35 protein-coding genes are annotated in these 24,847 nt (G+C 32.9%); 11 read left to right on the forward strand and 24 right to left on the reverse strand.

Annotated features, from left to right (window positions below; genetic code table 11):
- From A6A20_RS12365 to A6A20_RS12435, 15 genes are all read right to left on the reverse strand, one after another.
- Positions 1-612 (reverse strand): type IV secretory system conjugative DNA transfer family protein (locus tag A6A20_RS12365; RefSeq protein ID WP_279573809.1); only part of this gene is annotated, 612 nt, incomplete at its 3' end.
- The gene (locus A6A20_RS12370; RefSeq protein ID WP_279573810.1) at positions 602-1,027 is read right to left on the reverse strand and encodes a type IV secretory system conjugative DNA transfer family protein; all 426 of its coding nucleotides are present in this window, start codon (positions 1,025-1,027) and stop codon (positions 602-604) included. The genes A6A20_RS12370 and A6A20_RS12365, both read right to left, overlap by 11 nt.
- Positions 1,024-1,740 carry a type IV secretory system conjugative DNA transfer family protein gene (locus A6A20_RS12375; RefSeq protein ID WP_279573811.1) on the reverse strand — a complete coding sequence of 239 codons (717 nt, stop codon included), beginning with the start codon at positions 1,738-1,740 and terminating at the stop codon, positions 1,024-1,026. Before A6A20_RS12375 ends, A6A20_RS12370 begins: the two co-directional genes overlap by 4 nt.
- A complete protein-coding gene (locus A6A20_RS12380; RefSeq protein WP_279573812.1) occupies positions 1,733-2,149 on the reverse strand; it encodes an ATPase, T2SS/T4P/T4SS family in 417 nt (138 codons plus the stop codon). Before A6A20_RS12380 ends, A6A20_RS12375 begins: the two co-directional genes overlap by 8 nt.
- A gap of 324 nt (positions 2,150-2,473) precedes the next feature.
- Positions 2,474-2,740, reverse strand: coding sequence for a P-loop NTPase family protein (locus A6A20_RS12385; protein ID WP_279573813.1), 267 nt, complete (start codon positions 2,738-2,740; stop codon positions 2,474-2,476).
- Between the two features lie 56 nt (positions 2,741-2,796).
- Positions 2,797-3,423, reverse strand: coding sequence for a type IV secretion system protein VirB10 (gene virB10, locus A6A20_RS12390; protein WP_279573814.1), 627 nt, complete (start codon positions 3,421-3,423; stop codon positions 2,797-2,799).
- Positions 3,424-3,451: 28 nt separating this feature from the next.
- Positions 3,452-3,964: a hypothetical protein gene (locus tag A6A20_RS12395; protein WP_279573815.1), complete on the reverse strand. Its 513-nt coding sequence runs from the start codon at positions 3,962-3,964 to the stop codon at positions 3,452-3,454.
- Positions 3,957-4,730: a TrbG/VirB9 family P-type conjugative transfer protein gene (locus tag A6A20_RS12400; RefSeq protein WP_279573816.1), complete on the reverse strand. Its 774-nt coding sequence runs from the start codon at positions 4,728-4,730 to the stop codon at positions 3,957-3,959. The genes A6A20_RS12395 and A6A20_RS12400 overlap by 8 nt, the downstream gene beginning before the upstream one ends.
- Before the next feature lie 9 nt (positions 4,731-4,739).
- Positions 4,740-5,516, reverse strand: coding sequence for a VirB8 family type IV secretion system protein (locus A6A20_RS12405; protein ID WP_279573817.1), 777 nt, complete (start codon positions 5,514-5,516; stop codon positions 4,740-4,742).
- A gap of 3 nt (positions 5,517-5,519) precedes the next feature.
- Positions 5,520-5,675 carry a hypothetical protein gene (locus tag A6A20_RS12410; protein ID WP_279573818.1) on the reverse strand — a complete coding sequence of 52 codons (156 nt, stop codon included), beginning with the start codon at positions 5,673-5,675 and terminating at the stop codon, positions 5,520-5,522.
- 14 nt (positions 5,676-5,689) lie between these two features.
- Positions 5,690-6,670: a TrbL/VirB6 family protein gene (locus tag A6A20_RS12415; protein ID WP_279573819.1), complete on the reverse strand. Its 981-nt coding sequence runs from the start codon at positions 6,668-6,670 to the stop codon at positions 5,690-5,692.
- 10 nt (positions 6,671-6,680) lie between these two features.
- Complete coding sequence (locus A6A20_RS12420) at positions 6,681-7,361, reverse strand: type IV secretion system protein (RefSeq protein ID WP_279573820.1); 681 nt, start codon at positions 7,359-7,361, stop codon at positions 6,681-6,683.
- A 9-nt stretch (positions 7,362-7,370) separates the two neighbouring features.
- Positions 7,371-9,779, reverse strand: coding sequence for a VirB4 family type IV secretion/conjugal transfer ATPase (locus tag A6A20_RS12425; RefSeq protein ID WP_279573821.1), 2,409 nt, complete (start codon positions 9,777-9,779; stop codon positions 7,371-7,373).
- A complete protein-coding gene (locus A6A20_RS12430; RefSeq protein WP_279573822.1) occupies positions 9,751-10,110 on the reverse strand; it encodes a VirB3 family type IV secretion system protein in 360 nt (119 codons plus the stop codon). Before A6A20_RS12430 ends, A6A20_RS12425 begins: the two co-directional genes overlap by 29 nt.
- 59 nt (positions 10,111-10,169) lie before the next feature.
- Positions 10,170-10,472 (reverse strand): conjugal transfer protein TraC, encoded by a 303-nt coding sequence (locus tag A6A20_RS12435; RefSeq protein WP_279573823.1) that lies wholly within the window; start codon positions 10,470-10,472, stop codon positions 10,170-10,172.
- A 143-nt stretch (positions 10,473-10,615) separates the two neighbouring features.
- Between A6A20_RS12435 and A6A20_RS12440 the strand changes: the two genes are divergently transcribed.
- A protein-coding gene (locus A6A20_RS12440; protein WP_279571979.1) for an IS3 family transposase occupies positions 10,616-11,949 on the forward strand; the annotation gives its coding sequence in 2 pieces (ribosomal slippage) (positions 10,616-11,072 and positions 11,072-11,949; 1,335 coding nt in all).
- Between the two features lie 21 nt (positions 11,950-11,970).
- On the opposite strand, the gene A6A20_RS12445 is transcribed toward A6A20_RS12440, so the two are convergent.
- The 3 genes from A6A20_RS12445 to A6A20_RS12455 form a co-directional block, all read right to left on the reverse strand.
- Complete coding sequence (locus A6A20_RS12445; protein ID WP_279573824.1) at positions 11,971-12,564, reverse strand: lytic transglycosylase domain-containing protein; 594 nt, start codon at positions 12,562-12,564, stop codon at positions 11,971-11,973.
- Between the two features lie 109 nt (positions 12,565-12,673).
- Entirely contained in the window at positions 12,674-12,982 is a 309-nt protein-coding gene (locus A6A20_RS12450) for a hypothetical protein (protein ID WP_279573825.1), read from the reverse strand.
- The gene (locus A6A20_RS12455; RefSeq protein WP_279573826.1) at positions 12,979-13,203 is read right to left on the reverse strand and encodes a hypothetical protein; all 225 of its coding nucleotides are present in this window, start codon (positions 13,201-13,203) and stop codon (positions 12,979-12,981) included. The genes A6A20_RS12450 and A6A20_RS12455 overlap by 4 nt, the downstream gene beginning before the upstream one ends.
- 416 nt (positions 13,204-13,619) lie before the next feature.
- Here A6A20_RS12455 and A6A20_RS12460 point away from each other — a divergent pair, with 416 nt between their 5' ends.
- The 8 genes from A6A20_RS12460 (at position 13,620) to A6A20_RS12495 (ending at position 19,435) form a co-directional block, all read left to right on the forward strand.
- Positions 13,620-14,639: a replication protein gene (locus A6A20_RS12460; protein ID WP_279573827.1), complete on the forward strand. Its 1,020-nt coding sequence runs from the start codon at positions 13,620-13,622 to the stop codon at positions 14,637-14,639.
- Between the two features lie 918 nt (positions 14,640-15,557).
- Complete coding sequence (locus tag A6A20_RS12465; RefSeq protein ID WP_279573828.1) at positions 15,558-16,139, forward strand: hypothetical protein; 582 nt, start codon at positions 15,558-15,560, stop codon at positions 16,137-16,139.
- 73 nt (positions 16,140-16,212) lie between these two features.
- Complete coding sequence (locus tag A6A20_RS12470) at positions 16,213-16,482, forward strand: DUF1456 family protein (RefSeq protein ID WP_279573829.1); 270 nt, start codon at positions 16,213-16,215, stop codon at positions 16,480-16,482.
- A gap of 232 nt (positions 16,483-16,714) precedes the next feature.
- The gene (locus A6A20_RS12475; RefSeq protein ID WP_279573830.1) at positions 16,715-16,933 is read left to right on the forward strand and encodes a hypothetical protein; all 219 of its coding nucleotides are present in this window, start codon (positions 16,715-16,717) and stop codon (positions 16,931-16,933) included.
- Positions 16,934-17,033: 100 nt separating this feature from the next.
- Positions 17,034-17,672: a ParA family protein gene (locus tag A6A20_RS12480; protein WP_279573831.1), complete on the forward strand. Its 639-nt coding sequence runs from the start codon at positions 17,034-17,036 to the stop codon at positions 17,670-17,672.
- A 3-nt stretch (positions 17,673-17,675) separates the two neighbouring features.
- On the forward strand, positions 17,676-18,137 hold the full coding sequence (locus A6A20_RS12485; protein WP_279573832.1) for a hypothetical protein: 462 nt from the start codon (positions 17,676-17,678) through the stop codon (positions 18,135-18,137).
- 109 nt (positions 18,138-18,246) lie between these two features.
- A complete protein-coding gene (locus A6A20_RS12490) occupies positions 18,247-18,432 on the forward strand; it encodes an antitoxin VbhA family protein (RefSeq protein WP_279573833.1) in 186 nt (61 codons plus the stop codon).
- Between the two features lies 1 nt (position 18,433).
- Positions 18,434-19,435, forward strand: a complete 1,002-nt coding sequence (locus A6A20_RS12495) for a Fic family protein (protein WP_279573834.1) — start codon at positions 18,434-18,436, stop codon at positions 19,433-19,435.
- Between the two features lie 77 nt (positions 19,436-19,512).
- Here A6A20_RS12495 and A6A20_RS12500 read toward each other — a convergent pair whose 3' ends face one another.
- The 3 genes from A6A20_RS12500 to A6A20_RS12510 all read right to left on the reverse strand — a co-directional run bounded on the left by A6A20_RS12500 (position 19,513) and on the right by A6A20_RS12510 (position 21,081).
- Positions 19,513-20,088, reverse strand: a complete 576-nt coding sequence (locus A6A20_RS12500) for a recombinase family protein (protein WP_279573835.1) — start codon at positions 20,086-20,088, stop codon at positions 19,513-19,515.
- Between the two features lie 180 nt (positions 20,089-20,268).
- On the reverse strand, positions 20,269-20,829 hold the full coding sequence (locus A6A20_RS12505) for a hypothetical protein (protein ID WP_279573836.1): 561 nt from the start codon (positions 20,827-20,829) through the stop codon (positions 20,269-20,271).
- Between the two features lie 39 nt (positions 20,830-20,868).
- Complete coding sequence (locus A6A20_RS12510) at positions 20,869-21,081, reverse strand: hypothetical protein (protein WP_279573837.1); 213 nt, start codon at positions 21,079-21,081, stop codon at positions 20,869-20,871.
- 837 nt (positions 21,082-21,918) lie between these two features.
- Here A6A20_RS12510 and A6A20_RS12515 point away from each other — a divergent pair.
- Together A6A20_RS12515 and A6A20_RS12520 are read left to right on the forward strand one after the other, a co-directional pair.
- Complete coding sequence (locus A6A20_RS12515) at positions 21,919-22,422, forward strand: DnaJ domain-containing protein (protein ID WP_279573838.1); 504 nt, start codon at positions 21,919-21,921, stop codon at positions 22,420-22,422.
- A gap of 184 nt (positions 22,423-22,606) precedes the next feature.
- Positions 22,607-22,819 (forward strand): hypothetical protein, encoded by a 213-nt coding sequence (locus A6A20_RS12520; RefSeq protein ID WP_279573839.1) that lies wholly within the window; start codon positions 22,607-22,609, stop codon positions 22,817-22,819.
- 94 nt (positions 22,820-22,913) lie between these two features.
- Here the strand turns inward: A6A20_RS12520 and A6A20_RS12525 are convergent, their stop codons facing one another.
- The 3 genes from A6A20_RS12525 to A6A20_RS12535 all read right to left on the reverse strand — a co-directional run bounded on the left by A6A20_RS12525 (position 22,914) and on the right by A6A20_RS12535 (position 24,844).
- Positions 22,914-23,237, reverse strand: coding sequence for a hypothetical protein (locus A6A20_RS12525; RefSeq protein WP_279573840.1), 324 nt, complete (start codon positions 23,235-23,237; stop codon positions 22,914-22,916).
- A gap of 3 nt (positions 23,238-23,240) precedes the next feature.
- A complete protein-coding gene (locus A6A20_RS12530) occupies positions 23,241-23,981 on the reverse strand; it encodes a hypothetical protein (RefSeq protein ID WP_279573841.1) in 741 nt (246 codons plus the stop codon).
- Between the two features lie 125 nt (positions 23,982-24,106).
- Positions 24,107-24,844, reverse strand: a complete 738-nt coding sequence (locus A6A20_RS12535) for a nucleotide-binding protein (protein WP_279573842.1) — start codon at positions 24,842-24,844, stop codon at positions 24,107-24,109.
- Between the last annotated feature and the right edge of the window lie 3 nt (positions 24,845-24,847).

A 24,847-nucleotide genomic window follows, 5' to 3' on the forward strand; every position in this document is an offset into this window, starting at 1 on the left:
CGCAATGAAAGGCTTCACTTTTTCCATAATCACGATCTCTTTTGATGCTACCGTAGTGTTTTTGTAGTTGATTGTGCCTAAATCAACAATTTCTTGCGGTAACATTAACGCTCTACGTTCTCGTTTCGTGCTTACGCTACGAGTGCGTTTACCGCCTGAATACGAAAAACTCGTATCTTTGGTTGTAACTGTTTTATAGCCTAATGTTTCGCTGATCTCGTTTGTCGTTGCATCTACTTCTTTCGGCGGATAAACAAGGCGAATCATACAGTTCTTGCGTAAGTTATCGGCTCTTTCCTTGCCATATAATTTCGGGCTACATAATTGGGCGTGATCTTGCACAATAATCAAGTAACGCACATTATAGCCAGCTGTAAATCCGATAGCGTCTGCAAGGATATTGACTGCCCCTAACGCTGGGAACTCATCAAGCACTAATAGCACTTGATATTTTAGATTTGGATCCTGGTCTGGTAATGTTCTCGTATTTACCATAATTAATTGTGAGAAAAATAGATTGATAAGGCGTGAGTAGGTTACTAAACCGTCAGGGCTTAAACCAACGTAGATCGACATACGCTCACGACGTAGATTCTCAAAGTCAAAAATCATTGTCGCTTAGAGCCTCTGCACACGTTGGATTTGTGTAAACTTTCATTTCAGCATTGAATGTCATCAATACTGAAGAACGTCCTTTATCGTGCATTTCCAGGAATTCGTTAAATGCTGCTCTTGTCGCTTCAGACAAAGGATTTTCTTCATCTTCGTGTTCTTTCAAGGCTCTTTCAATAAAGCTACTATAACCACCTTTATCTGTGCCTAATTTCATCATCAACGGAATAGTTGGTTTAATCACTTTGATATTATGATTCCACTTTCGTTCGGCGACTTGGTTTTGTTCTGTATCAAGTAAATAGCAGATTAGCCCTTTTGCTAGATTTCCTGCTAAACCTTTCCAAATATCGCCGTCATTCGGTGGGAATAAAATATCAACAATTTTTTGTACATCACCGTCTCGATATTTCATATCACGGCGGATATAGTGTAATGGATTGTAATGGTGCGATTTAATTTCTCCATTTTTCGTATATCTTCGGACTCAGCGAATCCATCGGGAGAGAATAAAAATACTTTTTGACCGCACTTTTCACGAAAGCCAGCAGTAAATAAAAAATTCTCGAATTTAATATCAACACAAACAACACTATCAGCATAGTTTAAAAGATTAGGAATTACGATACCTACGCCCTTACCGCTTCGAGTAGGTGCTCCTAGATATAAAAATTGTTGTCCTGAAAAGTGTAAAAATTTTTTTTTATATTTTCCTATCAAGATAGACGGGTATTTTAATTTTTGCCGTTGGGCTTTAGTAGGTAATAACCCTGCTTTTTTTATATCAAAGTCTGTTGCAAAATTAGCTGAACCGTATAATTCTTCTTTAGATTTCAATTTAAATAGAATAATTGCAAGTAGGATTAATGGAGAAATAGTAATTAAAACCCCAATTATAGTAGCCCCGATTATTTTTAGTTTATTTAATTTAGGTATATTATCGCCTGATTGGGATATGGCATTTAATAGATCAAAGATACTTGTAATAGTAGGTGGTGATTTTATACCTAACCAATCATAAGCTAATTTTCCTGCCTGTATTGAACCTAAAAATGCGGTTATTATTATTGCAATTAATGTGATAATGATAAGAATTATAAATTTTCTCTTTCCTATTTGTTCAGCCATAAATTAGCTCCATTTTCTTCTCAGGTTCAAATAATATTTCAGTCATATAGGTGTATTTAAAAAAACAAGTAACATCTAATGCACTTGCTATAGTTTTTGAGATGAAGTTTTCACTTAATACTTTTCCCATATCTGATTGCATTACTAAGCCAGTTAAGCGAGCTAGAGTTGAGTTAACATCATTTGCGTGTGTTGAAGTAATACTGCCATTATGCCCTGTATTTAAGGCTTCAAAGTAGTTCCAGGTTTCATCTCCCCTTAACTCGGTTAAAAGGATATGATCGGGTTTCATACGCATACCTGATTTTATTAGCTCTTTAGGGCTAATTCCCCCTGATTTTTGATAATCTGAATCAAAAAATAAGTGTAAATGGTTAGCGTGATAAGGTAAGCTGACTTCTGTGAACATCTTCTACAGTAATAATTCTGTGATCGTGTGGTATTAAATCAGCATAAGCCTTTGCAAAGTTGTTTTACCAGAGCCAGTACCACCTACAGCGATAACATTCATATTATTTTTAGCTGCAATCCTAAAGAAATCAGCATAACGCCCCTCTTTTTGGCCATTTTTTCATTTCTTGGCATATAAAGGGGAATAGATCCCTTTTATATGCTTCAGCTATTTGGATATTGTCAAATCGACCTGAATTTTGATAATCATCTACTGTAAATCGAGTTAAAGAGGGTTTTCGTAATGTAAATGAAATAGTGCCATATTCTGTTGCTGGAGAAGTTATAATTTGTCCTCTTCTCCATCAGGTAAAATGACTGAGGCAATAGGATTACGATCATCAAACGATAGCTTTAATCCGCTAAATACGGTTAAAGCATTTGCTAAGGCTTTTAAATTTGACAAGTTGCATTCGGGGGCTGATTTTACTTCCCAACCATTACCACGCTCAAACCAAATTTCATTACCTTGATTTATAGCTATTTCGGTAATGCCTGGATAGTCCAGGACTTCTTGTAATCCAGTTTGTTTTAGTAAAGCTCTTGCCATAGAAGAGCTATCAATATTTTGTGGTTTTAGGAGACGTTATACTCATTATCATCACCTTATTTAACGCTATAAATATTAGAAAAATCTATATCACGAGCAACAAGAATATTAAATAGCTGCCCTTGGTTAGCATAGCCTGTAGGTTGAATATTAATGCTATTTTGTAATGCTATTTCTGCCATTCTACCTGTATTGGCTTCGGTTCTGTCATAAACTACAGTACCTGTAGAATTTCTTTGAGCGGCAGCGGAAGCAGTGGAAATAGCATCTTGGATAAATGAAAGTAAAATTGCACCGCCAAAACGTTTACCCCATTTTTCATCGACCCAAACATTTAGACCACTCGCTCCTAAACTATCTGTTCCTAAACTATCAATACGTACTCTAATACCGTGTGGAGTATCAATTTCAGACCAACTTACAAATGCTTGATTTTGACCTGTAATAATTGCTTTTTTCTGCTCGCCAAAGACTCTACTTCCTCTTTCAATTAAGAGTGTTGAACCGTCCGCAGAAAAAATATCTTTGGTAACTTGGCAAATGAGAATGCTAGGTTGATCTGTTATTAGTCGTGTTTGTAATGCACAAGGAATTTGTGTACCGTGTATCAATAATAAATTACGATTATTTATTAGCTTTGCAGACCCCTTAGGATAAACACCTCCAGCTAACATTTCATTCATTTCTGAATCATCGCCGTTATTGATCCTGTTATTTTCTCTTCCCACTGCTAACAGAAATCATAGTATCACCATCTAATCGGCGTTGAGCTGGACTGTATGTAGGTTGTTCTTGATAGTGATTGTTGTTTATAGTTTGCCCTGTAGTAATTTGATAAATTTTGTCATTTTCTTTTTCTCTAGCTAAACGATCACGTTCTTCTTGCTCTCTAAGTAATCTTTCTCTTTCTTCTGCTTCTTTGCGTAGTCGTTCCTCTTCAATTTGTTGTTTTTTTATAGCTTCCATTTGAGACGCTAGAGAGTTTTTATCATAGCCTTTGTTTTTTAATGCTTCATCTTGTTTAATTTCAATAGTTTCTTTTTGTTGTTTGTCGAAATTAAATAAGGTTAGAGCAATGCCTCCAAATGCGATTAAGGCAGCAATAATAGCAAAAAGGCTTTTTACAAATTTATTTCCTTTACGTTTTATTCCTGTTTCTATATTATTTCTATCAGTTGTAATGTCATCAACAGAAACAATTTTACCTTTTTCTTGATTATTCATTGATAATTCCTCTTACCTTACCGTTAGTTGTTCCGTTAAAGTTTGTACCTAATGCTTTAAGTCGATCTGTTTTAATACCAGCAACAAGATCACCTAGTCTTAAACGATATTCAGGGTTTACTTCGTGAATCACGATATAGCCATTTTCTATATGAGAATTAACTAAGCCCTCTTTTCCATCAGGTAATTTTTTAAAGACAACGGGCATATCTGTTCCAGGTTTAATTGCCATACAGGTAAATATACCGTTATCCCATACTTCAATAGGGAATAAATTTTTATCACCTTTAGCAAAGTAACGATAATTATATGTTCCACCTGAACAAGGTTTGGCCCAAGGATTAATTATTTCTTTCTTAGGTTCTGGGTAACTAAAGCGAACACTCCAAGAGGCTTTATTTCTGTTTGATACACTTACTAAGTTAAATAGATAAGTTCTTTTATTGGTAACAATCGTTAAGTTAGTATCAGGTTCTTCCGCAGCAGGTCGAATCCAAACATTATTGCCTCTGATATTTACTTTCCAAGCTAATGGATCACCTATTGCTGCTCCTCCCTCTGTTTCTGTAATGTATTCACTTGGACTAAATTGAATAAGAGTGGTAATTCCTGAAGATACATTTATTCGAGTAATATTATCGGGATTATAAATAACGTTTTTTACCCTATAATCGTATTTTGTGCTTTTGGGTATATCTTCAGCTTGAGTTGTAAATGGAAAGCAGAATAAGCTTAAAAGTAATGAATTGGATAGCAATTTTTTCATTTTAAGTCCCTATTTATCTTTTTTTATTAAATTTTCGGAATCAACACGGTACCCTGTAACTTGAAATCCTAGAGGGTTAATTCTTCTATCTTTTTCTAGTTCTATTTTATGTTTGTAGTCAAAGGAAGCTGTAGCAAGCCAATATGTTGTAGGGATATTTAAATCTGCTTCACCGTTTGAATCTACAACCTGTTTACTAAAACGAATTTGCCCTACATTATTGATAAATGATACAGATAAGATTTGTACTTTGATTTTCTTTGATTGTTTGAATATATTTACAGGAGATACTGGGCTTGTAATATAACTGTTATATTCACTAAATAAATTAGGCGTTGTCATTAGTTTTACAGTGTCATAAGATGTTTGTATTAATTGCCAATCATAACTTTCGCGTTCTACAACAAAACGAGCGAGCCAATATTTATCTAACTCTTCACCATAGCTTGTTTCTTCTGCATTTTTAAGAGGCTTAACAATATCGGTATAACCCGTATTGTTATCAACACGAATAGCAAAAGGTTCAACGGTTTTTAAAGGAGTTAAAAGAGCTACGGCTATTACACTTCCTAAGCCAATTAGAAGTCCTAATCCTCCAAAAACTAATCCCACTTTTCCCATAGTCTTATGAAAATTAATGCGATCTTTTTCGAATTTATTGACGCTTTCAAAATGCTTTTTAGCTCTCTTGCTTGCTTCTCTTTTGGTTTTAGCATTGGTTTCTTCAGAAGACTCCTGATAATTTTGATCAAGAATTTCTTGTTTATTTTTATTAAATAACTTCATTATTTAGTTCCCTTTTTTGTTTTGTTTAGCATTTTCTTCGTAATAGTGTGAATTGTTAATTTGAATCCAATCGCCTTTTGGCTCTTTCACTTTAGGCGGTGAGTTTGAGCAAGCAGAAAGAAAAGCGATACTTAAAAATAGTATTGATAAGTTTTTCATTTTTAACCTCTAATTTAATTACTAGTACTAGCTGAGCCTTTTCCTCTAAACTTGTTCCAGGTTTTATTTGCTCCGCTTTTGACATTGGTTGTAACGGTATTTCCTATTGCTTTTGCTCCTTTTCCTAATCCTAAAGCTCTAGCTGCTTTGGTAAATCCACTTCCGCTAATTGTAAATGGGCTAATACCGACACCCCCTGTTAATGATGATACTAATGTTGGGATTTGATTTATGGCTAGTGTAATGATGATAACTGATATAAGGATTGTAGCTGCTCCACCTATTATTCCTTCGGAAGATGTATCTGTAACTGCAACTGAAGTAATAACATCAGCAGCTATTTTAGCTGCCAATGAATACATAACATTTAGTAGTATGTAATTTAAAGCTAATCCTGTAAAAGAGGTAAATAGATTTCTAGTTGCAGGAAATACAGCGAAACAAAAGAATAAAATACCAACGGATAGTAATAGTGTTACCATTATCTTAGCGATTAATAAATTGATAGCGATAAATAATGTGAAAATGGTTTGACTAAGCCATAAAGAGAATCGAGCAGGAGCTAATTCAGCCCAAACTCCAATATAGGTTTCTGTAATGCCAATATCTTCTAATCTATCTCTAAGTGTTTTTAAAGGAGCTTCAAAAAGGTTATAAACAGTATCTACCGCTGATACACTAGATGAACTAGTTCCAGTTAATGCAGAAGCTATTTGATCTCCTGAGTTTTGTACAAAAGGGATCACATAATCATAATAATAATTACCAGCATAAGTAAATGTTCCTACAACAGCAAATAATAATAACGCATTTGTCATTTCTTCAATAATAAAGTCTTTTTTTGTATAGAGTTTATATACTAGAAATAGTACATATAGTAAAAAACAAGACATTATTAATGGTTTTATTGCGGAACCTATTGCCTGGGCATTATTTGCAATAGGATCTTGGAATTTTGTTACCATTCCATTATAAATATCACCAATGAAACTCATTTATTAGTCCTTATTTACTGAATTTACTATGGAAGTTTTCTCTACCTTGTCGTATAGATTGTCTAAAATTCTCTATATCGGCATTACGTTGAATTTCTTCTTGAGCTTTAAATTGTTGTTCTGCTTGCATTAAAGCGGTTTGTTCTTGATTAAATTCAAGTTGTAATAATGCCAATTTATTTGCAACATCAGCCTTTTGGGCCGGTGTAATTGCAGAGTCATTTAATACCTTTATTTGATTTAAATTATTTAGACGTTTAATAGTGTTTTTATAATTACGTTCAGTTCTTTCTGCGTATGCCATTAAACTATCAAACTCTTTTTGTAAGCCTGAATTTGGGGTTTTTAAACCGTATTTATCACGTAATCCAGTGAGGCTCATTCCATCAGTTAAAATATCTCTTGCATTTTCAGGAAGTGAATTTAAGAATTGGTCGTTATTAATAATATCGCTTAATTTCCAGTTACCCTCAAGGCGGTTCTTAGTATCTTCAGCAAAACGTTTAGCTTGTTCAATTTGTGAATGTAAAGCGTCTAATTGCTCTTTTAATTGAGCTAATGTTTTTAAATTTTCTGCAATAGTGGTTGCAATACCAGCGGCATCAACGGTTGGAATACCGCTTGCTAATGCAGAATTAGTTGTTATTGCTATAGCTGCTGCGATTAAGGTTGTTTTAAATAACTTTTTCATAATGAACCTCTATAAGTTTTGTTGGGAATTTTGTTTTAGTGCTGCTTTTTCTTTTTTTATTTCTTCCATTCTTTCAAGGAATAAGGGTATCCAAATATCAGGATCATCTCCGTAAATAGATCGAATTTTTTCACATTCCTGTTGTCCTAACGTTGAGCCTGAGATGATAGGTAGGAATTCTTTGCAGTGAGAAAGATCAAAATGGGCAAGCGTGCTTGAACCGCTTTGTTTAACTAAGAATTTACGGCTTTCTTTGTCTAAGCCTTTTAGTAAATAAAAGTCTTTGCGAGATAGTCCTATTCGCTCATAACTTCCTTTATACTCAGCGTCTGGATTAGGTAACATAATTTTTGTTGAAGTTTGTTCTACAATAGGTTCAAAAATATTTGATCGAATTGCGTCAGCAGGTGATTGTGATACTAACCCTAAAAACTCACCTGTTAAGCGTCCAGTTTTTAATGTACGCTTAATCATTTGTTCAGTTGTTGGATAGCTACAAGGAATGTAAAATTCTTCTACAATGGAGAGAAGCAAACGACCAGATTTTTTCATTAGATCTTTGTAGTAAAGCAATACTGAAAATAAAGGTTCTGTTCCCTCGTGACCTTGAGTTTCTAAGAAAGTTGTTGTATCAAATCCTATTTTGTCAAAATCATAAGGGTTAAACAGATTTTTGGGGCTATCAACAATCCAAGCTAATTCTCCGCCCTCGAAGTGCGACCATTTACGTAATCGAATATAAAGAGGCGTAGAGCGAGGAATTACCTGTAAAAGCATACTGAAACGACGTTCTTCAATATCTAATTTCATCACGGCGTCCACGGCTTCTTTAATTAACATTCTATCTTCATCGGAAATTAAACCATTATGATCTCTAGAACAACTAATTACCCAAGAATAAAGGAATTGTAGTAAATCTTGACTGGCGACTTCTTCAAGTTGAAATGGGTTTAAACCTGTATCCACTCCGCTTTCAAAAGTAAAATATGTCGCACCATAAGCTCGCATATATAATTCCGTAGATCGTTTATAATCCATTACAAATAACTGAGGGTTAAAACGTTGTAAAAATGCGACTATTGTTGCTTCTAAGGTTGTTTTACCTGTACCAGTAGCTCCTAACATTAGGAAATGTCCGGCAATAAATTCACCTAACGCATTCACTTTTAAAGGTGTGTAGTGAGTATTAAGGTAATATAACCCTTGAGTAGGGGTCTTTAATGGCATAATTGCTGAACCATCACCGATAGGATTACCTAATGCTTTACCACTAAAATAATTATGTAATGAAAATCCACATACTAAACTAGTGCTTCCTCTTACGCTTGATAAAGGTCTAAATTTAGAATCTGGCATTATGCTTAAAAAAGCATAAATGGATTCAATAGCAGCTCTAGACCAACGTGCTCCTCTACCTTTATCTGTAAACGCGGAAATAACTTTAGCTCCATTATCAACAGCAGCTTTTGCTGTTTCACCAAAAATCAAGATTGAAGCCTGATAATCACCAAATGCGATTTCACCTGAGCTTAAATAAGCTCTAGCTTCTTCTAATTCTTCAAGTTGATATGTAGCACTATCTCCAGAAGAAGAAAGTTTATTTTCTTGAATTTCGATTGCACGGATTGATTTTTGTGCAGTAGTAAAAATAAAAGATTGGGATAAAATAAATTCATAGGGAAGTTCTAACAGAAAATCCCACATTCCAAGAGTTGTTCTTGCTGGATAGCTTTTTAAAAAATATGCTGTACCATATTTTGATATAGTGCTTTCTTTATTTCTTATTTCAAAATAGTCATAGTTGAAGAATAAATCGCTATTACAAACAGAGTCTAAAACTTCGCTATCATTTAGAGTAATAGTTTGATATGTACCATTTAATAGATAAGACAAAAATTCGTTATTTTCACAAATACTAACAGAATCAGTGATATCCAGAATTGATAGTAATTTTCCGTCATAGCGATTTAGTAAAGTATTAGCTTGAGCTAAAATACTGTCGCAGCTTGCTAAACCGTCATTAAGATCATTATATTTTAAAACAAAAGTAATGAAATAACTTGTTTTAAAGAAATTTTGATTTGTAAAACCTGATAAGTATTTATCAGTAAAATTTTGGATAAATTTAGAATGAAATTTATATTTTTGTTCTAATTCATCTCTTTTTTTAACTATATGTGTCCATATAGCAAGTTTACCGCCATATTCTTTTCCTAAATTTAGGAAAAAATCATCTAAACTTGAAAAGTATGTTTTTAATTCTTCATCTGATACGGAAGTAAATGATGTCCCCTCTAATTCAACGGTAAATAATAGTTTATCGCCTCCGAGAGTAATTACATAATCATTAATATTAGCTCTGTATTTTGGCAATAGTGTTTCTATTGCCTTAGAGTTTTTTAAATTGTCTATTTGCATTATACACCTTTCTACTTGCACCATTGCTTGATAAATGAATGATTGGATTACCTTGGGAAAGCATTAATAAATAGGCTCTAATACGCCATTTAATAAATGCTAAAGCGTTTGGATCATCTTCACAGATTATTTTGATGAAAAGTAAAAACATTAGACCGAAAATAGGTAATATCCAAGAGTAGTAACCTAGTTTGAGATAAAATCCTCCAAAAAGGCTTAAAATGATAAATAAAGTGGTGAAAATACCTAAGAGCATTGGTACGCCATATACCATAGCTGGGCGATTCATTCCGTTAAATGACGGGAAAGAATCATCATCATTATTGTTCATTTATTCCTCGCTTAATTTAATGACAACCCTGTTTAAAAGATTAAACAGGGTAAGGATTTTTAGCTAAAAATACTCCAAGCGTAATCGCCAAGGGCAATCGCTCCACCTGCAATAGCACAATACATTACAGCCATTGCTACATCACCCCAACCTTTTCGACCTAGGTAAGCCATAACTACATTAAAAATAATGTAGCCAGTAGCAACGATAGCAAGCCATTTATATGCTGATGTTTTTAACTCACTTGTTGCTGTGATTCCTGAGTCTAGTCCACCTGCTGCGAACACATCAGGGCTTATTAGAGTAGAAAGTAGAGTAATTATTAGAATTGAAAGAAAAGTTATATTTTTTGTTAAGGTCATATACGTTTTCCTTAAGTTTTTTATTGAAAATCCTCAAAAATATCCCAAGCTTTCACTTTTTTAGATGATTGTTCAGAAGATTTATGTGATCTGCCCCCCAAAAGTTGGACTAACTAACCAACAGATTAAGGAGCAGATTTTTTATGACAAAATATAGCCAAGACTTTAAACAACAAGTGATTGATTTCTATTTTCAGCATAACAACGAACTTGCCCACACTTGTCGCCATTTTAACCTCGCGAAAAAGGTAGTAAGATGCTGGCTCCGCTTATTTAATTATGCTGGAAAAGAGGGATTAAAAGTGCGGCAGACCCGACAGGTTTATTCTCCTGAATTTAAACTTCAGGTACTTGAACCCATTCTGCGTGGAGATTGTACCGCCGAGCAAGCGATGGTTGACTTTGGTTTGTCTAATACAGGGCTTATCAGCCAATGGTTGAAAAATTATTTAGAACAAGGTATAAACGGGCTATTGTCGAAAAAACCTCAAGGTTCAAGCAAAATGAAAACCAAATACCCCCAAATGCCACCGCCACCGAAAACCGAAGAAGAACGCTTGCGTTATCGTATTTTAGAGCTTGAGGCGGAGGTCGCCATTCTAAAAAAGTGGCAAGAGTTAAGCCAGCAAAAAATCCGGAAAAAGCCGAAATAGTTAAGGCATTACGCCAACATTTTCCTTTAGAAATCTTGCTGACCTTGACAGGATTGAAACGGAGTACATTCTTTTACCATTTGCCGCCAAAAAGCGAGAAAAATGCGGAAATCACCGAGAAAATTCTGGAAATTTACGAGGAAAATCAGGGAAATTATGGCTATCGGCGTGTTTGTGCTGAATTGCGTAAGTCTATGATGATTAATCATAAAAAAGTGCAAGCGATTATGCAGCAGTTAGGCTTAAAAGGGAAATGTGTTCAGCAAAAATACCGCTCTTATCGCGGAAAGGTGGGCGATATTGCGGACAATCTTTTGCAACAAGATTTTCAGGCGAAAGCCCCTAATGAGAAATGGGTAACCGATGTGAGCGAATTTAAGTGTAAAGAGGGCAAGCTATATTTATCACCCATAAAGGATTTATTTAATGGGGAAATTATTGCTTATGATATTTCTCGCAGTGCGAATTTTGAGCAAATTAGGCGAATGATGGGGCAAGCTATTGCCAAACTTGATGGAAGCAAGCCGATACTGCATTCCGATCAGGGTTGGCAATATCAGATGATAGGTTATCAGCGATTATTGCAAGAAAAGGGTATCCGCCAGAGTATGTCTCGGAAAGGCAATTGCCTTGATAATAGTGCGATGGAAAGTTTTTTCGGGCGGTTAAAAACGGAATGTTATTTTGGTAAGGTTTTTGAGCGTTTTGAGCAACTGGAAACGGCGTTGCATGAATATATTGCATATTACAACAATAAACGTATTCAAGCTAAATTAAACGGATTGAGCCCGGTGGCGTATAGGGTTCAGTCATTGATGAGGTAAGTCTAAGTTTTTGGGGTCAGATCAATGAGGGGCTTTTTCTGAAGTGATATAATTATCTTCTTCAGTCAATGGTTTCATAGCAGGGACTTTATAGTTTTTAGCTATGGTCTCATTGATTCTATCTACATAAGAGGTATTGTTATTATCGGGTTTAAAACCTCTTGTTTCGTTTCCAGAGTAATAGCAAGATGATGCTATACGGAGTAGTTCTTGTTCATTTTTTTGAGGATTATTTTTTTTAGCGTTTATATAACAGTCTTTAAAGATATTTGCTCCTACCTCGATATTTTTACAAGCGTTAAACATATTTTCTTGCGTTATGCCGTAAGTTTTGAAATTGGTACTATTTACTTGCATTAAACCCACTGAATAGCTTTTATGATATTTTGGAGGTGTTTCTAAAGCTGTAATGATATTAAGTGCTTCTGATTCAGTGTTAGGCTGTTTGAATTGTAATTTATTTTCGCTAGGTGTATTTGGAGCATAAACAACAGCAATAGCATAAGGATTTCTACTGCTTTCTACTCCAATTAATGTATGCAATGTTTCTGGGGCTACATCAGCAGCACATTGAGCAAATAAATTAAATAACATATTTATAGAAAGCGTAGCCATAAAGTAACCTATTGATTTTAAAATAAAAATTTTGTAGTTTCGGCAACATTATGTTATAATGTTTTGGCGTTTTTTTTTGCCAACAAAAAAAACTTATCAGTCTGCTAAACTAATTAGATTTAGAAAAAATCACACCTTTTGTATTTTTAAAATTATTTCCTTCAAATTCACCCAATAAATTGCCTTTAGAATCATAAAGTTGATTTTGGTTTTTTATTTGAGCAGATACACTGAACTTCTTTCCTTTATAAATTTCTGTCGTGAATTTATAGTCTTCAGAAGATTTTATTTTTTCTAAAATTAGAATTACTCCGCTATCACTTGCATATGTTCCGTTATAATTTGTAGCTTCCTTATCGTTACAAGCTGATAAGCCAAAAGCCAGTAGTGCAGGGATAAGTAACCTTTTAAATTTCATTTTTTGTTCTCTTTTTTAGCTGATTGTTGTTCCTGAAAATCTTTTACATACATATCGATAATTTGAGGGCTTAAGAAATGATCTAAGACAAAATTCATTACGCTACTAGGTCTTATCACTTTTCCGCATTTAGTGCTTATTTCTAGAGCCAGGGATTCTGCTAATATTTTTCTTGCTCTAGATATTCTAAGACTTGTTGAGTTCTCGTACTTTAATTTCATTCTATCCTCTCTTTAAAAAAAGTAAAGTGTATACAGTAGATCTTTACATTTTTAGTCTAAAATTTTGATGCCCCTTATTTTGCATTCTACATTGTTTTAAAGTAATTATGAATAAAAATTTTGATAGGAAGTGGATCTTTATATTGATCTTTTTAAGTTCAAGGCGTAGAATGCAGATCAAATTCTTAACGCTTACCTTGAGCTAAAAAGAATGGTTAAAGAAAAAGCACCGTTGGAGCGGTGCTTATTTCAGAGTTTGTGTATTAACTTCATACTCCGCCACAGAGTAAAGTGATGTTAAACACGATTATTTGATTTAGATTATACCACCTTACAACGCATTTGCAAGAGTTATTAACCTAAAACACCTCAAAAAATCGTGCTTAACATTGCTTAACTAAAAGAGTTTAGCAATTATGAGTAAATCGATAAAACCACGTAAGAAAAAATACCGTACATTTGGTTATACATCAACGCTTAAAGCAACTGTTTACAACAAAGCTAACAAGAAAAAACATCGTAATAATTTGCCTTATTTTATGCAGAATAATCAACGTAAAGATTACGCCTACATTATTTGGTTTTTCTTGCAACGTCTCGAAACTCACGACATTAACAAAAATGCGTATTTAAATGCCTTACGTTTAGCAAAATATCAACGTGAGGCGATTCGCCGTGAACGCCGAGAAGTGTTGGAAGTGCTTTTCGCTAATTTGCTTTCTTATTGTGATTTTTCTCCTGACAGCAATTACCTATTTGAGGTGCGAGCTAATATCGAACATTTAGCGAAAATGTGCAATCAATCCTATCTATCCTGGGATAATAAAAACGGTAAAAAACGTGTTCGTTATGACACTATCTTAAATGCTATTAATATGCTTGAAGAAGCCGAACTGATTACTGTTTTGCGTGAATACGATAAGGCAGGAAGAAAACACAAAGCGATGAGAATTTGGCTTAATGTAGAATTTTTCTTAATGTTTGGGATTACCGAAAAACAATTAAGAAAATTACTTGTTGATTTCCACAAATACCAATTTGTAAATAATCGCTTGGATAAAACATTTAAAGAATATGAGAAACATTTGGCTAAATTAGAGAATAAAAGCGTTGCTGATATTAAAACTCATCATTCTTTACGCAACCTTTTAATTAAACGCCGTAAAGATCTATTAGGCGAACATATTATTAAATTTGTATCACAACGTAAACCAACCGATTATTTATCTTTTAACATTGAGAGCGATGTTTTTAAACCTTGCTTCCGTTCTTTTGCTGATTGTAATACACCTGAAGAAGTTTACAAACTTCAAAAACGTTTATGGGATAAAGAGCGAATACGAGAGCGAGCAAGGCTTAAAGCTGCAAATGATAGAGCGTATAGTAAAGCCTTAATGCAAAGCTATACCGATGAATTGCAGAGATCATACGCTTAACTTTAAATGATAAATATTTATTTATAAAGTTATTCCTGGTTAATAAAACAGGAATAAATAAACTCGTCTTCTGTATAAAATTTGGTTATAATTAAACCTGTTTTATATTTCCAGCTTTTTTCAAAATTCAAATTTTAGTGTTAATATTGCTTTTCTTTTTGTTTTGTTTATAAATTTGTTAGTATGCTGATGATAAGTTATTTATAATTTATAATTAAATTCGCCCTTATATTCGGCACTTAACGTTACTTTGTAATTTTATTTTTATAAATAAAAATAAAGGAACAGAAAAATCAAAGATTTTTCTTAAAGATAGTACCCACGCTAAAGCGTGGGCAAACACCAGCATTAATAAACATTAGAGGTAACAGTATGCAACCATTTTAAGATATTTGCTCTTTCGTTTGTCAAGGTCAAGCCCTATCGGGTTGGCTTCGCCAAACCTTGACAACCGACCGCAAATTCTTAATAGTTTTGCATACCGTTACCCCTTCAAGCGTGCTTTTGCACGTTCTTTTGACTATTTCTATCCTTTGCTTTTTAACCTCTTTTTGGTTCATTATGTCTTTTATTCTTGGAGTGTTCCTTTTCTGTGGACTTCCTACGCTTCTTCTGTAAAGTAAGATCGTTAAGGGGTTCGGCAGGGGGGGAATATGGGTAGGCTTTCCGCTGGTTACGACTGTACGCCCGAAAATATCAGCCAACCACGAATGAGATCCGCAGATTTACCGCTCCGCTGCATTAAGGCTTGCAGCCTTAATAATCCGCATAAAAAATAGTCAATTAGATTAAAAGGTATAAAAAAGACTTGAAAAAGATATATAAAAGATGTATTATATTCACAGTTAAGGACGAGATGACGACTTAACTATAACGCCGAAAGGCAATCTTTTAACCAAAGCCCATAGGGGATTTATTATGAATAACTCAAAAATATTAAAAATCGTTCAAGAAATTGCAATTTCATTAGATATTAGACTTAACAAGAAAGAAAACATATATTCAGGTTTACACTTTGAAAGCCGAATAAGAGGTGTTGAAATTTATCTTTATTTTAACTATCAAACCAAAGATAAAAACAAAGTTCAAGCCTATTTATTAGTAGGAACCAATGATAATTATGAGCCTTATTTTTCAAAAAAAATTACGTTCAATGATACAAAAAGCGACAAAGCTATTTTTAAAGATCTAATGCAACGCCTTGAAATGAATAAAATCAATGAAAAAATCGATACTATCTTAAGTTATCGAGCCGAGAAGTTGGAAAAAATGGATAAAGAAAAAGCAGAATTAGCCGCTTTTCAGCGTTTTATTTCTTTTGAAAATGCAAATTGCAGAGGTTTATTTAGTGGACGCAAAAATGGTGTTTATTTTCAACTTTCTCAATATAAAGATCAATTACACATTAACACGAAAAATAAAAATATTTTACTCCGAATTTGTGCTGCGGCTGCTCAAATTATCGAAGAAGAAACGACTAAATCTGTAAATAATATCTAAGCCTTAAAATACCATAAATCACGCTCTGAATGCTTGTAGGGCGTGGTTTTTCAGCCTATACTAAGGGGAATGTATGAATATAAATTTATTTGATATGACGAATAACGAAATCTTCAACCATTTGCTTTTTTTAACAGGTCTAAATAATGATGATGAAAAGTTAATAGCTCTTTTAGCTTCTCAAGGCTTAGAGGTTAATAAATCACAAATTAGACGCTGGAGACGTAAAATAGACCACCCACAGGGACGTGCTATTCCTGATGAAGTCTTTCAAGCTTTTTTTCGTGTACTTTTCAACCAAAAAAATAAGGATAGGAATTTTTGTTCTTTTCCTATTAATTAAAGGCTTATGAAAGATATGTAAAAGATCTTTTAAAGGTTTTTTAGTTAGTTTTGGGTAAGAATAATACTTTGTTTTTTGACTTGAGAATATGGGATTTTCTCTATAAATTATATAAAAAAGGATTGTAAAAGATATATAAAAAAGATATTATATTCACAGTTAAGGACGAGATGACGACTTAACCATAACGCCAAATGGCAACCTTTCAATCAAACCCATAGGGGATTTTTCTATGTACATTTTTTCACAAAATCACGTTACAAGAGCAAAATTTATACGCTCAGAATATACTGGTATTAATACTCAAAAAAATGCTTTATTAAGAAGTGAGGAAAAAGCATTTTTCATTAAATCATTTAAGCGTATTTATTCTACATTAGTAAAAAATGGGGCTAAAATTGATTTATATTTTGAGCCTAAAACCTTAAGTAATATTAAAGCCATTTTTTAATCGAAAGTCGCCGATTTTTTGGTGGTTTATAAAAGGCGTTGAAAAGAAATTTAAAAGATATATAATAGAATTGTATAAGCTATAAATGAGTGAGGCTAGTATGACTAAATTTATTTTATTTAATAGTATCAAGGGGGGCGTAGGTAAATCTACACTTGCAGCTCAAACCGCTGTTTATTTAGCTAGTTTTGGACGTGTTGCTGTAATGGATTGTGATCCTCAGCAAAATCTTAATCGTTGGGCTATGCGTAGAGCTGAAGCTGGCGAAATTTTCCAAAGAAAAATTTTGCCTCTTTCTATCGATTTAGATTTTTCTGCAAAAAATCTAAATCAATTTGATTTTATTGTGATTGATTCTGCTGGTGTGGATAGTCAAACAGGGCGAAAAGCTCTAGTTAAAGCTGATTATCTAATTTCTCCACTTAAACCAAGCCAGGCGGATTTAGATACGGTTTTAGATCATGATGATATTATTCGCCAAGCAAAAGAAATCAATAAGAATCTACATTCTTTCTATCTGTTGAATATGTGTTCTACTCATCATAAAGACAATGAGCGAGAGGATACGCTAAGAGAACTAAAAGGGGTTGATTTAGCCTCTTGTGTGATAGATGATGTTGTTTTTGAACGTAAAATTTTACGCACCTCATTTAGTGAGGGGGGAACGTGTTTTGAAGTTAAAAATAATAAGTCTGCTGATGAAATCGGAAAAATTCTAAAACGTATTCTAGAGGTATAAAAAATGAAAGGATTGAGTAGAGCAACTACAGCTGCAAATTTTATTTCACAAGCTACTAGCGGAGAGATTAAACAACCTAAAAAAACAAACACTAATTTATCAAACGTAAGATTTACGGATACACAATGGAAATTGATTGATAAAGTATTAGAACTTTCTAACATTCGCACAAAAACCGCGTTATTTAGTACGATTGCTGAATTTATGCGTTTAGATTTTAATTATCTTGATTATATGGATTATTTAGACTTCATAACAGGTATTGATGTAAACGGGGTTGGAAAGGCTTATCCTATTCGAAAAAATAGAGCCTATGATTTTTTCTACGAGCTTTACGAATATTATCGAGAAAATTGGGTTAATATTCGTATTAGAGGAGTGATTGTACTTGGTATATTGCATTATGCTAAGAACAAACTCAATCTAAATTTGAATGAGTTTTTGCAAGAAATTAGTAATAATTAATTATATTAATTTATCTGGCAAGGCTTGCAAAAGATATATAAAAGAGTTTTATTTTAATTATGATTGATATATAATATAGCTATTATTTATTGATTTAAAGAGGTAAATTATGATTTCTGAAACAGAAAAAGCAAAAAGACGTGAAGCCGTAGAATATGCAAAAGCTAGTGTTAGTTTAGAAGGTATAACATTGTCGGATTCTTTGTTAAAGATCGCCGATAAATTTGTCAATGGTGATTTAACACTAGAAGAATTTGGTGAAGAATATGAATTAGCTTTACAAAAAGGGCTATAATATGAATAAAGGATATTCTGAAAATGAATTGAAAGATAAACGCTCATTTAGACGTATTTTAGAATTGCAGATAAATCCAATTAAAGGCGATTTTAATCTTGAACATTTAAAGAAAATAAATTCTTATATTTTTCAGGATAGCCCTGATGTTGCAGGTAAATTTAGACCTGAAGTAAAAATTTACAGCGATGAATTGTGGCATAAAAACCGTAACTATCCTAAATTTGGGGAAGTTACGGTTTGCTATAGTCCAATGGATAAAAATAGCATTAAAGAAGCTGAAAATGTTTTAGGCTCTATAAATATTGAATATATGAAAGAGTTAAATCAAAATGAGCTTGCGAAAGAATTGGCTGATATATATAAAAAGCTAGATTATTTTCATCCGTTCCCAGATGGAAATAGCCGAACACTTCGAGAGTTTACTCGTACACTATCTGAAGAAGTTGGATTTAAGCTAGACTGGAGTAAACATAACCAGCAAGAAATTTATTTGGCTAGAGATTTTGAAGTTAATACAATAACATTATCAAAAGTATCTGATCAAAACCAAAAAATTTTTCTTAAAGATGAAATTGAGGCAATTTTAAAGCACCCAGAATATAAGCCATTAGAAAATATTATCAATGACTCTTTAAGTCCATTAGCATTAGTGCAACAAAAAAATTATCAAATTGATTTTTCTTTTAATAAGGAACAATCTGAAAAGCTAGGTAAAAAATCTTATGATGTCTTAGTTAATGGCACAAAGGCTGATGAGTTGTTGAAAAAAGATAACTTGCTTTCTAAGGCTCTTGAGGGGCTAGCAATGCATAAAGATATGCAACAGAAAGGCATAACCGCAGAAGCCTTAAAATCGGGAACAATTCAGCCTTTAATGCTGAATAATGAACTTAAAGTAAATCGTCCAGAAAGTAGAGTAATTAATGCACTTGGGTCAAGGATAGAGACACAATCTAAAAATGATTTACACTCTCAAAAAACTAAGAGTTTTTCTTTATAAATTGTAAATCCCAAAAACGTTAAAAATTTATTTTTTAACGTTTTTGGGATTCAGCAACGACCGCAGGGAGGCGGTAGCTATTTGGCTAATTTTTTATATCTACTGATTGTTCCCCTTGATACACCATATTTCTTAGCTAAATTATTTATTGAATAGTTTTTTTGTATATCTTTTATAAGTCTTTTTTCTGCTTTTTCAGATAGTATTTTCGGTCTGCCTCCAATCGCTTTTAAGTTACCTGATTCGATTTTTGCAAGTTTTCCAGCTTGTGTTCTTTCAACAATGAAATTACGTTCTAATTCAGCAAATAATCCTAATAAATGGATTAAAGCTGTTGTCATTGGGTCATTCTTTTTTGTGGTATTTATTCCCTGATTTAGGGCTATGAAGCCAATATTTTTTGCTTTTAGCTCATCAAGTATTTGTAAACATTGGCTAAGGCTTCTACCCAGTCGGTCAAGTTTAGTTACAACAACTTGGTCTCCCTCTCTAATATAATTGAGTAATTCATTAAGTTGTTGTTGATTATCTTTAGCTTTTCCTGAATGTTTCCCTGTAAAAATTTTTTCACAGCCTGCTGATTTTAGTGTTTCTAATTGCTCATTTAAGTCCTGTTTTAATGTGGAGACACGAGCATATCCTATTTTTGCCATAATTTTATAGTATAAAGGGAATTATTAAATTCATAATAAATAGATGAAATAATATATAAGCTAAATTTTTTATAGCTCGATTTATACTTACTTTGAAAATATCAATAGTGATTATTAGAAAAGTCTGTTAATTTTGACATTTCTATGTTTCCTTTGTTAATTTTTAATCTGTAATTTATTTTAGGAATAAATCATTGACTCTAAGTATTTAGTGGCATATTCAATATATGTAACACCTATAAATATTAGTAATATCATTAAGAATATTAATAGAATTGATTGCTTTATCTTTTTCTTAAAAATACTTTCTTTGATAAAATATATTGATACATTTATTAATCCTGAGAATTGAGAAAAATATATATATTGTGTAATGGTCTTATCTTCTGAATTATATAAGTAAGATACAATATAAGTTATAGTAAACCCTAAAATAAATTGAACAAAAAACTCAATTATATTAATATATCTTTTGCTGCTAAGCGGTTTGAATGTTATTAGTGAAATAACTAAAGATATAATGATATATATTTTAAGGTTTTTATCTTCAAATATAAAATTTTTAGGAGGTTCAAATATAAGATCTTTGGGAAGTTTATAAATGAGTATAAGTAGGGTAATAATTGTTATAAATATGATTACTCCTACTAAAGGGATTAAAGCTGATAATGAGCTATCCTCTATAAAAATAAGTTCTGGTTTCTTGTATTTTTGTTTTTGTAATTCATTGTCATTTTTCATTTTTACACCTATATTTTAAAAGTTAATCTCTTTAATGGTTCATACCTTGTATTTTAAATAACCATATTCAATATGTGGTAAATGGTGAATCATACATAAATCGCCAATTTTTTGTTTAGAAATTGGAATTGAAGCACCTTTCCATATTTCTGTTTGAAAAGGTTCGACAGCTATTACTATACCTTTTTCATCAGTTTTCAGTATTGTGAAATCTTGCCCTTTATCTTCAAGTGTAATCTCATAGCCTTTCATAAAACACCCCTATTCAAAAGTTAAAACTTATTGGCTATTATCATACACCTTTTCAAAACTTAAGCAATAGAGTTTTGTGCTAGCTAATAATTATGTTTAATACTTTTTGGCTATTCTTTTGGCTTACCCCACGTTTTAAACGTGGGGTCGGGCTATATTTTTAGGCTTCAGGCTGCGGCATTTAGCCTTGCTTCAGCTCTAAAAACTCAACCGCCATAAATGGCGTTTTCGCCATTCGGTAACTATCCCTAAGCTAAATTATGAGGACTAATAAACATTAGAGGTAACAGTATGCAACCATTTTAAGATATTTGCTCTTTCGTTTGTCAAGGTCAAGCCCTATCGGGTTGGCTTCGCCAAACCTTGACAACCGACCGCAAATTCTTAATAGTTTTGCATACCGTTACCCCTTCAAGCGTGCTTTTGCACGTTCTTTTGACTATTTCTATCCTTTGCTTTTTAACCTCTTTTTGGTTCATTATGTCTTTTATTCTTGGAGTGTTCCTTTTCTGTGGACTTCCTACGCTTCTTCTGTAAAGTAAGATCGTTAAGGGGTTCGGCAGGGGGGGAATATGGGTAGGCTTTCCGCTGGTTACGACTGTACGCCCGAAAATATCAGCCAACCACGAATGAGATCCGCAGATTTACCGCTCCGCTGCATTAAGGCTTGCAGCCTTAATAATCCGCATAAAAAATAGTCAATTAGATTAAAAGGTATAAAAAAGACTTGAAAAAGATATATAAAAGATGTATTATATTCACAGTTAAGGACGAGATGACGACTTAACTATAACGCCGAAAGGCAATCTTTTAACCAAAGCCCATAGGGGATTTATTATGAACATTAATGAAGCATTAAATCTTTTAAACCTTTCTCAAAATGTATCTAAAGAAGATATTAAAAAAGCCTATAAAAAAATGGCTGTCAAATACCACCCAGATCGTAATCCAGCTGGGGCGGAAGTAATGAAAGCGATCAATGCAGCTTTTGAATTTCTCTCTAGTTTAGAGGGCGAAACCTTTACGCATACGGACACAAAAAATGCTTATAATTTCGCTGAAGAGTTAGCCGAGATTATCGCAGAATTGAAAAAACTACAAGGAATTATTATTGAAGTTTGCGGTAATTGGTTATGGTTATCAGGCGAAACAAGAAACCATAAAGAAGAATTAAAAAGTTTAGGCTGTTTTTGGGCAGCTAAAAAATTAAAATGGTATTATCGACCAGCAGAACATAAAAGTAAAAAACATCGTAAAGCGTGGGATATGGACGAAATTCGTAGTAAATACGGCTCAAGTATTCATCATTCAAATAGTAATAATGTTTTAGCTACTAGATAAAAAATAACGCCCTTTTAGGGCGTTTTTTATGATAATAAATAGTACCAAAAATAAGATAATAATATACAAAAGACTTGCAAAAGATATAAAAAAGATGTATTATATTCACAGTTAAGGACGAGATGACGACTTAACCATAACGCCGAAAGGCAATCTTTCAATCATAACCCATAGGGGATATAAAATGACAAACCAAGAAATTAGAGAATATGCAGAAGCAGTAATAGTAGCTTTCGAACGGAAAAAACCGATTAAAGTAAGACCTATGAAAGTTCGCTATTTTAAACAGGTTTTTGCTATTATTAGTGAGTATTTGAACACTAAAAAGCAAGGGGTAGATTTGGAGGCTTATTTATCCGATACTAGAGAAAAAGAGGGGGTAATAGTTACCGCTTAAATAAAAAGGGAAGCTACAAGGCTTCCCTAATTTTTGCGTTCGTCCTTTGGTCGCCATTTAGGCAACCAAAGGACGTGCGGCAAAGCCGCAGGGCTTAACCGTTTCTCCGTCTAGGATTTACGGCGTATTTTTGATAGCTGGCTTCCATTTTATCTAATATTGCCTCATTATGTTCCTTTTTGATCTTTTCTAGCTCTTTTTTATATAAAAAATAAACTATTGATGAATATACTCCCGTTATAAATAGCTGCATAGTTGCTTTATCAAATGCAATTATGAATAGTGTATAAAAAACAAACGAGCTAATATAACTAATGAATTTTTTTGTTTCTTTCTTTTTGTTGCTAATACGGCATAAATAAACAATAAAGACTACTGGAACTATGCTAAATACTATCGTGCGTATTTCTAATAGCATTACTTATTCCTCTTTTAATTTTCTATCAATCGATTCAATGATGATTTTCTCTACTTTATCAGCATCTTTTGCTGAAAGTTCTTTCCTTGTTTTTTGGAAGCCATCAAGAAGTCCTTTTTGATAAGCTATTTCTTTTGATTGATCATTATTTTTTATGAAAGCGATATAGCTAACTAGACCAGTGTTAATAATGCCTAGAATGAGCAAAAAGACAAGTAAGACAATGTTTGTTTGCTTGTCATTCGTGGTTTGTATCGTTGTTGGTTTGGCTTGGTTTAGGGCATTTTTGAAATCTTCGATCTTTTTGTCGATAAATTTATCAAAACTCGTGATGATTGAATTGTTAATTTCAAGTGATTTGCTTTGTAAGTCTGTTAAAAATTCAGTATGAAATTCATCTAGAGCTTCTCCAATTTTAGCCGCAAGTGAACTTATATCTTCAGCTTTTTGATCTATCACATTACCTATTTCTCGAGGTGTTGCTTTTAAGGCTTCAGCAATTATATGAGTATAATAGTTCATCACTTTCTTTTGCGAAAGAATAACGGCAAATATCGGATCATCAGCTTTAATTCTTATGCTTAATTCAGCAAAGCTGGCGATAATAGTGTCTTTGATGAGTATGTCAAAGGCTTGATCATCTAGTCCTAACTTTGCCTTAATTTCTTCTCTTTGAGTTTCTATTTCATCAGAAATTTTTTCTACTGTTGTTACATTTGTTTCTAGGCTTGTGCTTTCTGTCATATTGAATTCCTTTTGAGAGCCTGGTCTAGGGTAAAGTGTACTGTCTGTATATATGAAGAATTTTCTTATATTGCTTGTTCTCTAAGCTAAAAAAGTGCGGTATTTACCGCACTTTTTTATTAAGATTATTCTGATTGTGCCACATCGTAAATTTGATCTAATTGAGCATAAATATCGTTAAAAACTCGTTTTAAGCGTTGTTTAGCCATTAGATTAAAATCATCAGAGATTAAAGCCTCATTGAGTGTTAAACGATTTTTTGTGAGCTTTTCAAGGTCTGTGGTGAATGCGTCAGAGTTTTTATTTTCTACAATGATGAAATTACTTGTTTTATTAGCTACAGCTTTGAAAACTTTTTCTGCGTCCGTAATTTTTCCTTGAAATTCGTTCAGCCAAATTACTAATTTTACGTTATTAGAATTTTTGATTAGCTCAAATAATGTAATTAGATTTTGTAATGTATCATTTTGAGATTGCCCACCGACAATAACTGTATGAATAAAAACTTCTTTTTTTGTTTCATCAAAAATTTCTATAACGCCATTATCTTTAATATATTTGAGTATAGGGATAAATGTTGAAGCACCGTTATCAATTACAAACGTATTTTTTTCATCATTTATCATTAGCTCAAAAATACTATCAAATTTAGCCTGTGAAATAGTATCATTTTCCATAATATCAATAGGTATCACATTAAGAGCTTTAAATCCAGCAAATGATTTATTTACTGAATCAGTGTCTGCTCCGCTAATATCTAAACCTTTATAATCTTTAAGGTACTGAGCTAAAATAGATGTAATAAAACTTTTACCTACACCACCTTTACCTTGTAATGTTAGGTTAATAGTATTTAATTTCATAAT

This window comes from Volucribacter amazonae (assembly GCF_029783845.1).
GTDB lineage: Bacteria > Pseudomonadota > Gammaproteobacteria > Enterobacterales > Pasteurellaceae > Volucribacter > Volucribacter amazonae.

What these genes read in the sequence shown, in the direction of transcription:
- A6A20_RS12455 (WP_279573826.1), bottom strand. Translation starts at nt 13,203, where the DNA reads ATGAAATTAAAGTACGAGAACTCAACAAGTCTTAGAATATCTAGAGCA.
- A6A20_RS12520 (WP_279573839.1), top strand. Translation starts at nt 22,607, where the DNA reads ATGACAAACCAAGAAATTAGAGAATATGCAGAAGCAGTAATAGTAGCT.
- A6A20_RS12425 (WP_279573821.1), bottom strand. Translation starts at nt 9,779, where the DNA reads ATGCAAATAGACAATTTAAAAAACTCTAAGGCAATAGAAACACTATTG.
- A6A20_RS12445 (WP_279573824.1), bottom strand. Translation starts at nt 12,564, where the DNA reads ATGGCTACGCTTTCTATAAATATGTTATTTAATTTATTTGCTCAATGT.
- A6A20_RS12535 (WP_279573842.1), bottom strand. Translation starts at nt 24,844, where the DNA reads ATGAAATTAAATACTATTAACCTAACATTACAAGGTAAAGGTGGTGTA.
- A6A20_RS12505 (WP_279573836.1), bottom strand. Translation starts at nt 20,829, where the DNA reads ATGAAAAATGACAATGAATTACAAAAACAAAAATACAAGAAACCAGAA.
- A6A20_RS12410 (WP_279573818.1), bottom strand. Translation starts at nt 5,675, where the DNA reads ATGAAAAACTTATCAATACTATTTTTAAGTATCGCTTTTCTTTCTGCT.
- A6A20_RS12435 (WP_279573823.1), bottom strand. Translation starts at nt 10,472, where the DNA reads ATGACCTTAACAAAAAATATAACTTTTCTTTCAATTCTAATAATTACT.
- A6A20_RS12405 (WP_279573817.1), bottom strand. Translation starts at nt 5,516, where the DNA reads ATGAAGTTATTTAATAAAAATAAACAAGAAATTCTTGATCAAAATTAT.
- A6A20_RS12500 (WP_279573835.1), bottom strand. Translation starts at nt 20,088, where the DNA reads ATGGCAAAAATAGGATATGCTCGTGTCTCCACATTAAAACAGGACTTA.
- A6A20_RS12370 (WP_279573810.1), bottom strand. Translation starts at nt 1,027, where the DNA reads ATGAAATATCGAGACGGTGATGTACAAAAAATTGTTGATATTTTATTC.
- A6A20_RS12395 (WP_279573815.1), bottom strand. Translation starts at nt 3,964, where the DNA reads ATGAATAATCAAGAAAAAGGTAAAATTGTTTCTGTTGATGACATTACA.
- A6A20_RS12525 (WP_279573840.1), bottom strand. Translation starts at nt 23,237, where the DNA reads ATGCTATTAGAAATACGCACGATAGTATTTAGCATAGTTCCAGTAGTC.
- A6A20_RS12465 (WP_279573828.1), top strand. Translation starts at nt 15,558, where the DNA reads ATGAATAACTCAAAAATATTAAAAATCGTTCAAGAAATTGCAATTTCA.
- A6A20_RS12485 (WP_279573832.1), top strand. Translation starts at nt 17,676, where the DNA reads ATGAAAGGATTGAGTAGAGCAACTACAGCTGCAAATTTTATTTCACAA.
- A6A20_RS12515 (WP_279573838.1), top strand. Translation starts at nt 21,919, where the DNA reads ATGAACATTAATGAAGCATTAAATCTTTTAAACCTTTCTCAAAATGTA.
- A6A20_RS12375 (WP_279573811.1), bottom strand. Translation starts at nt 1,740, where the DNA reads ATGGCTGAACAAATAGGAAAGAGAAAATTTATAATTCTTATCATTATC.
- virB10 (WP_279573814.1), bottom strand. Translation starts at nt 3,423, where the DNA reads ATGAATGAAATGTTAGCTGGAGGTGTTTATCCTAAGGGGTCTGCAAAG.
- A6A20_RS12380 (WP_279573812.1), bottom strand. Translation starts at nt 2,149, where the DNA reads ATGTTCACAGAAGTCAGCTTACCTTATCACGCTAACCATTTACACTTA.
- A6A20_RS12480 (WP_279573831.1), top strand. Translation starts at nt 17,034, where the DNA reads ATGACTAAATTTATTTTATTTAATAGTATCAAGGGGGGCGTAGGTAAA.
- A6A20_RS12475 (WP_279573830.1), top strand. Translation starts at nt 16,715, where the DNA reads ATGTACATTTTTTCACAAAATCACGTTACAAGAGCAAAATTTATACGC.
- A6A20_RS12415 (WP_279573819.1), bottom strand. Translation starts at nt 6,670, where the DNA reads ATGAGTTTCATTGGTGATATTTATAATGGAATGGTAACAAAATTCCAA.
- A6A20_RS12420 (WP_279573820.1), bottom strand. Translation starts at nt 7,361, where the DNA reads ATGAAAAAGTTATTTAAAACAACCTTAATCGCAGCAGCTATAGCAATA.
- A6A20_RS12490 (WP_279573833.1), top strand. Translation starts at nt 18,247, where the DNA reads ATGATTTCTGAAACAGAAAAAGCAAAAAGACGTGAAGCCGTAGAATAT.
- A6A20_RS12385 (WP_279573813.1), bottom strand. Translation starts at nt 2,740, where the DNA reads ATGGCAAGAGCTTTACTAAAACAAACTGGATTACAAGAAGTCCTGGAC.
- A6A20_RS12400 (WP_279573816.1), bottom strand. Translation starts at nt 4,730, where the DNA reads ATGAAAAAATTGCTATCCAATTCATTACTTTTAAGCTTATTCTGCTTT.
- A6A20_RS12510 (WP_279573837.1), bottom strand. Translation starts at nt 21,081, where the DNA reads ATGAAAGGCTATGAGATTACACTTGAAGATAAAGGGCAAGATTTCACA.
- A6A20_RS12430 (WP_279573822.1), bottom strand. Translation starts at nt 10,110, where the DNA reads ATGAACAATAATGATGATGATTCTTTCCCGTCATTTAACGGAATGAAT.
- A6A20_RS12530 (WP_279573841.1), bottom strand. Translation starts at nt 23,981, where the DNA reads ATGACAGAAAGCACAAGCCTAGAAACAAATGTAACAACAGTAGAAAAA.
- A6A20_RS12450 (WP_279573825.1), bottom strand. Translation starts at nt 12,982, where the DNA reads ATGAAATTTAAAAGGTTACTTATCCCTGCACTACTGGCTTTTGGCTTA.
- A6A20_RS12470 (WP_279573829.1), top strand. Translation starts at nt 16,213, where the DNA reads ATGAATATAAATTTATTTGATATGACGAATAACGAAATCTTCAACCAT.
- A6A20_RS12460 (WP_279573827.1), top strand. Translation starts at nt 13,620, where the DNA reads ATGAGTAAATCGATAAAACCACGTAAGAAAAAATACCGTACATTTGGT.
- A6A20_RS12495 (WP_279573834.1), top strand. Translation starts at nt 18,434, where the DNA reads ATGAATAAAGGATATTCTGAAAATGAATTGAAAGATAAACGCTCATTT.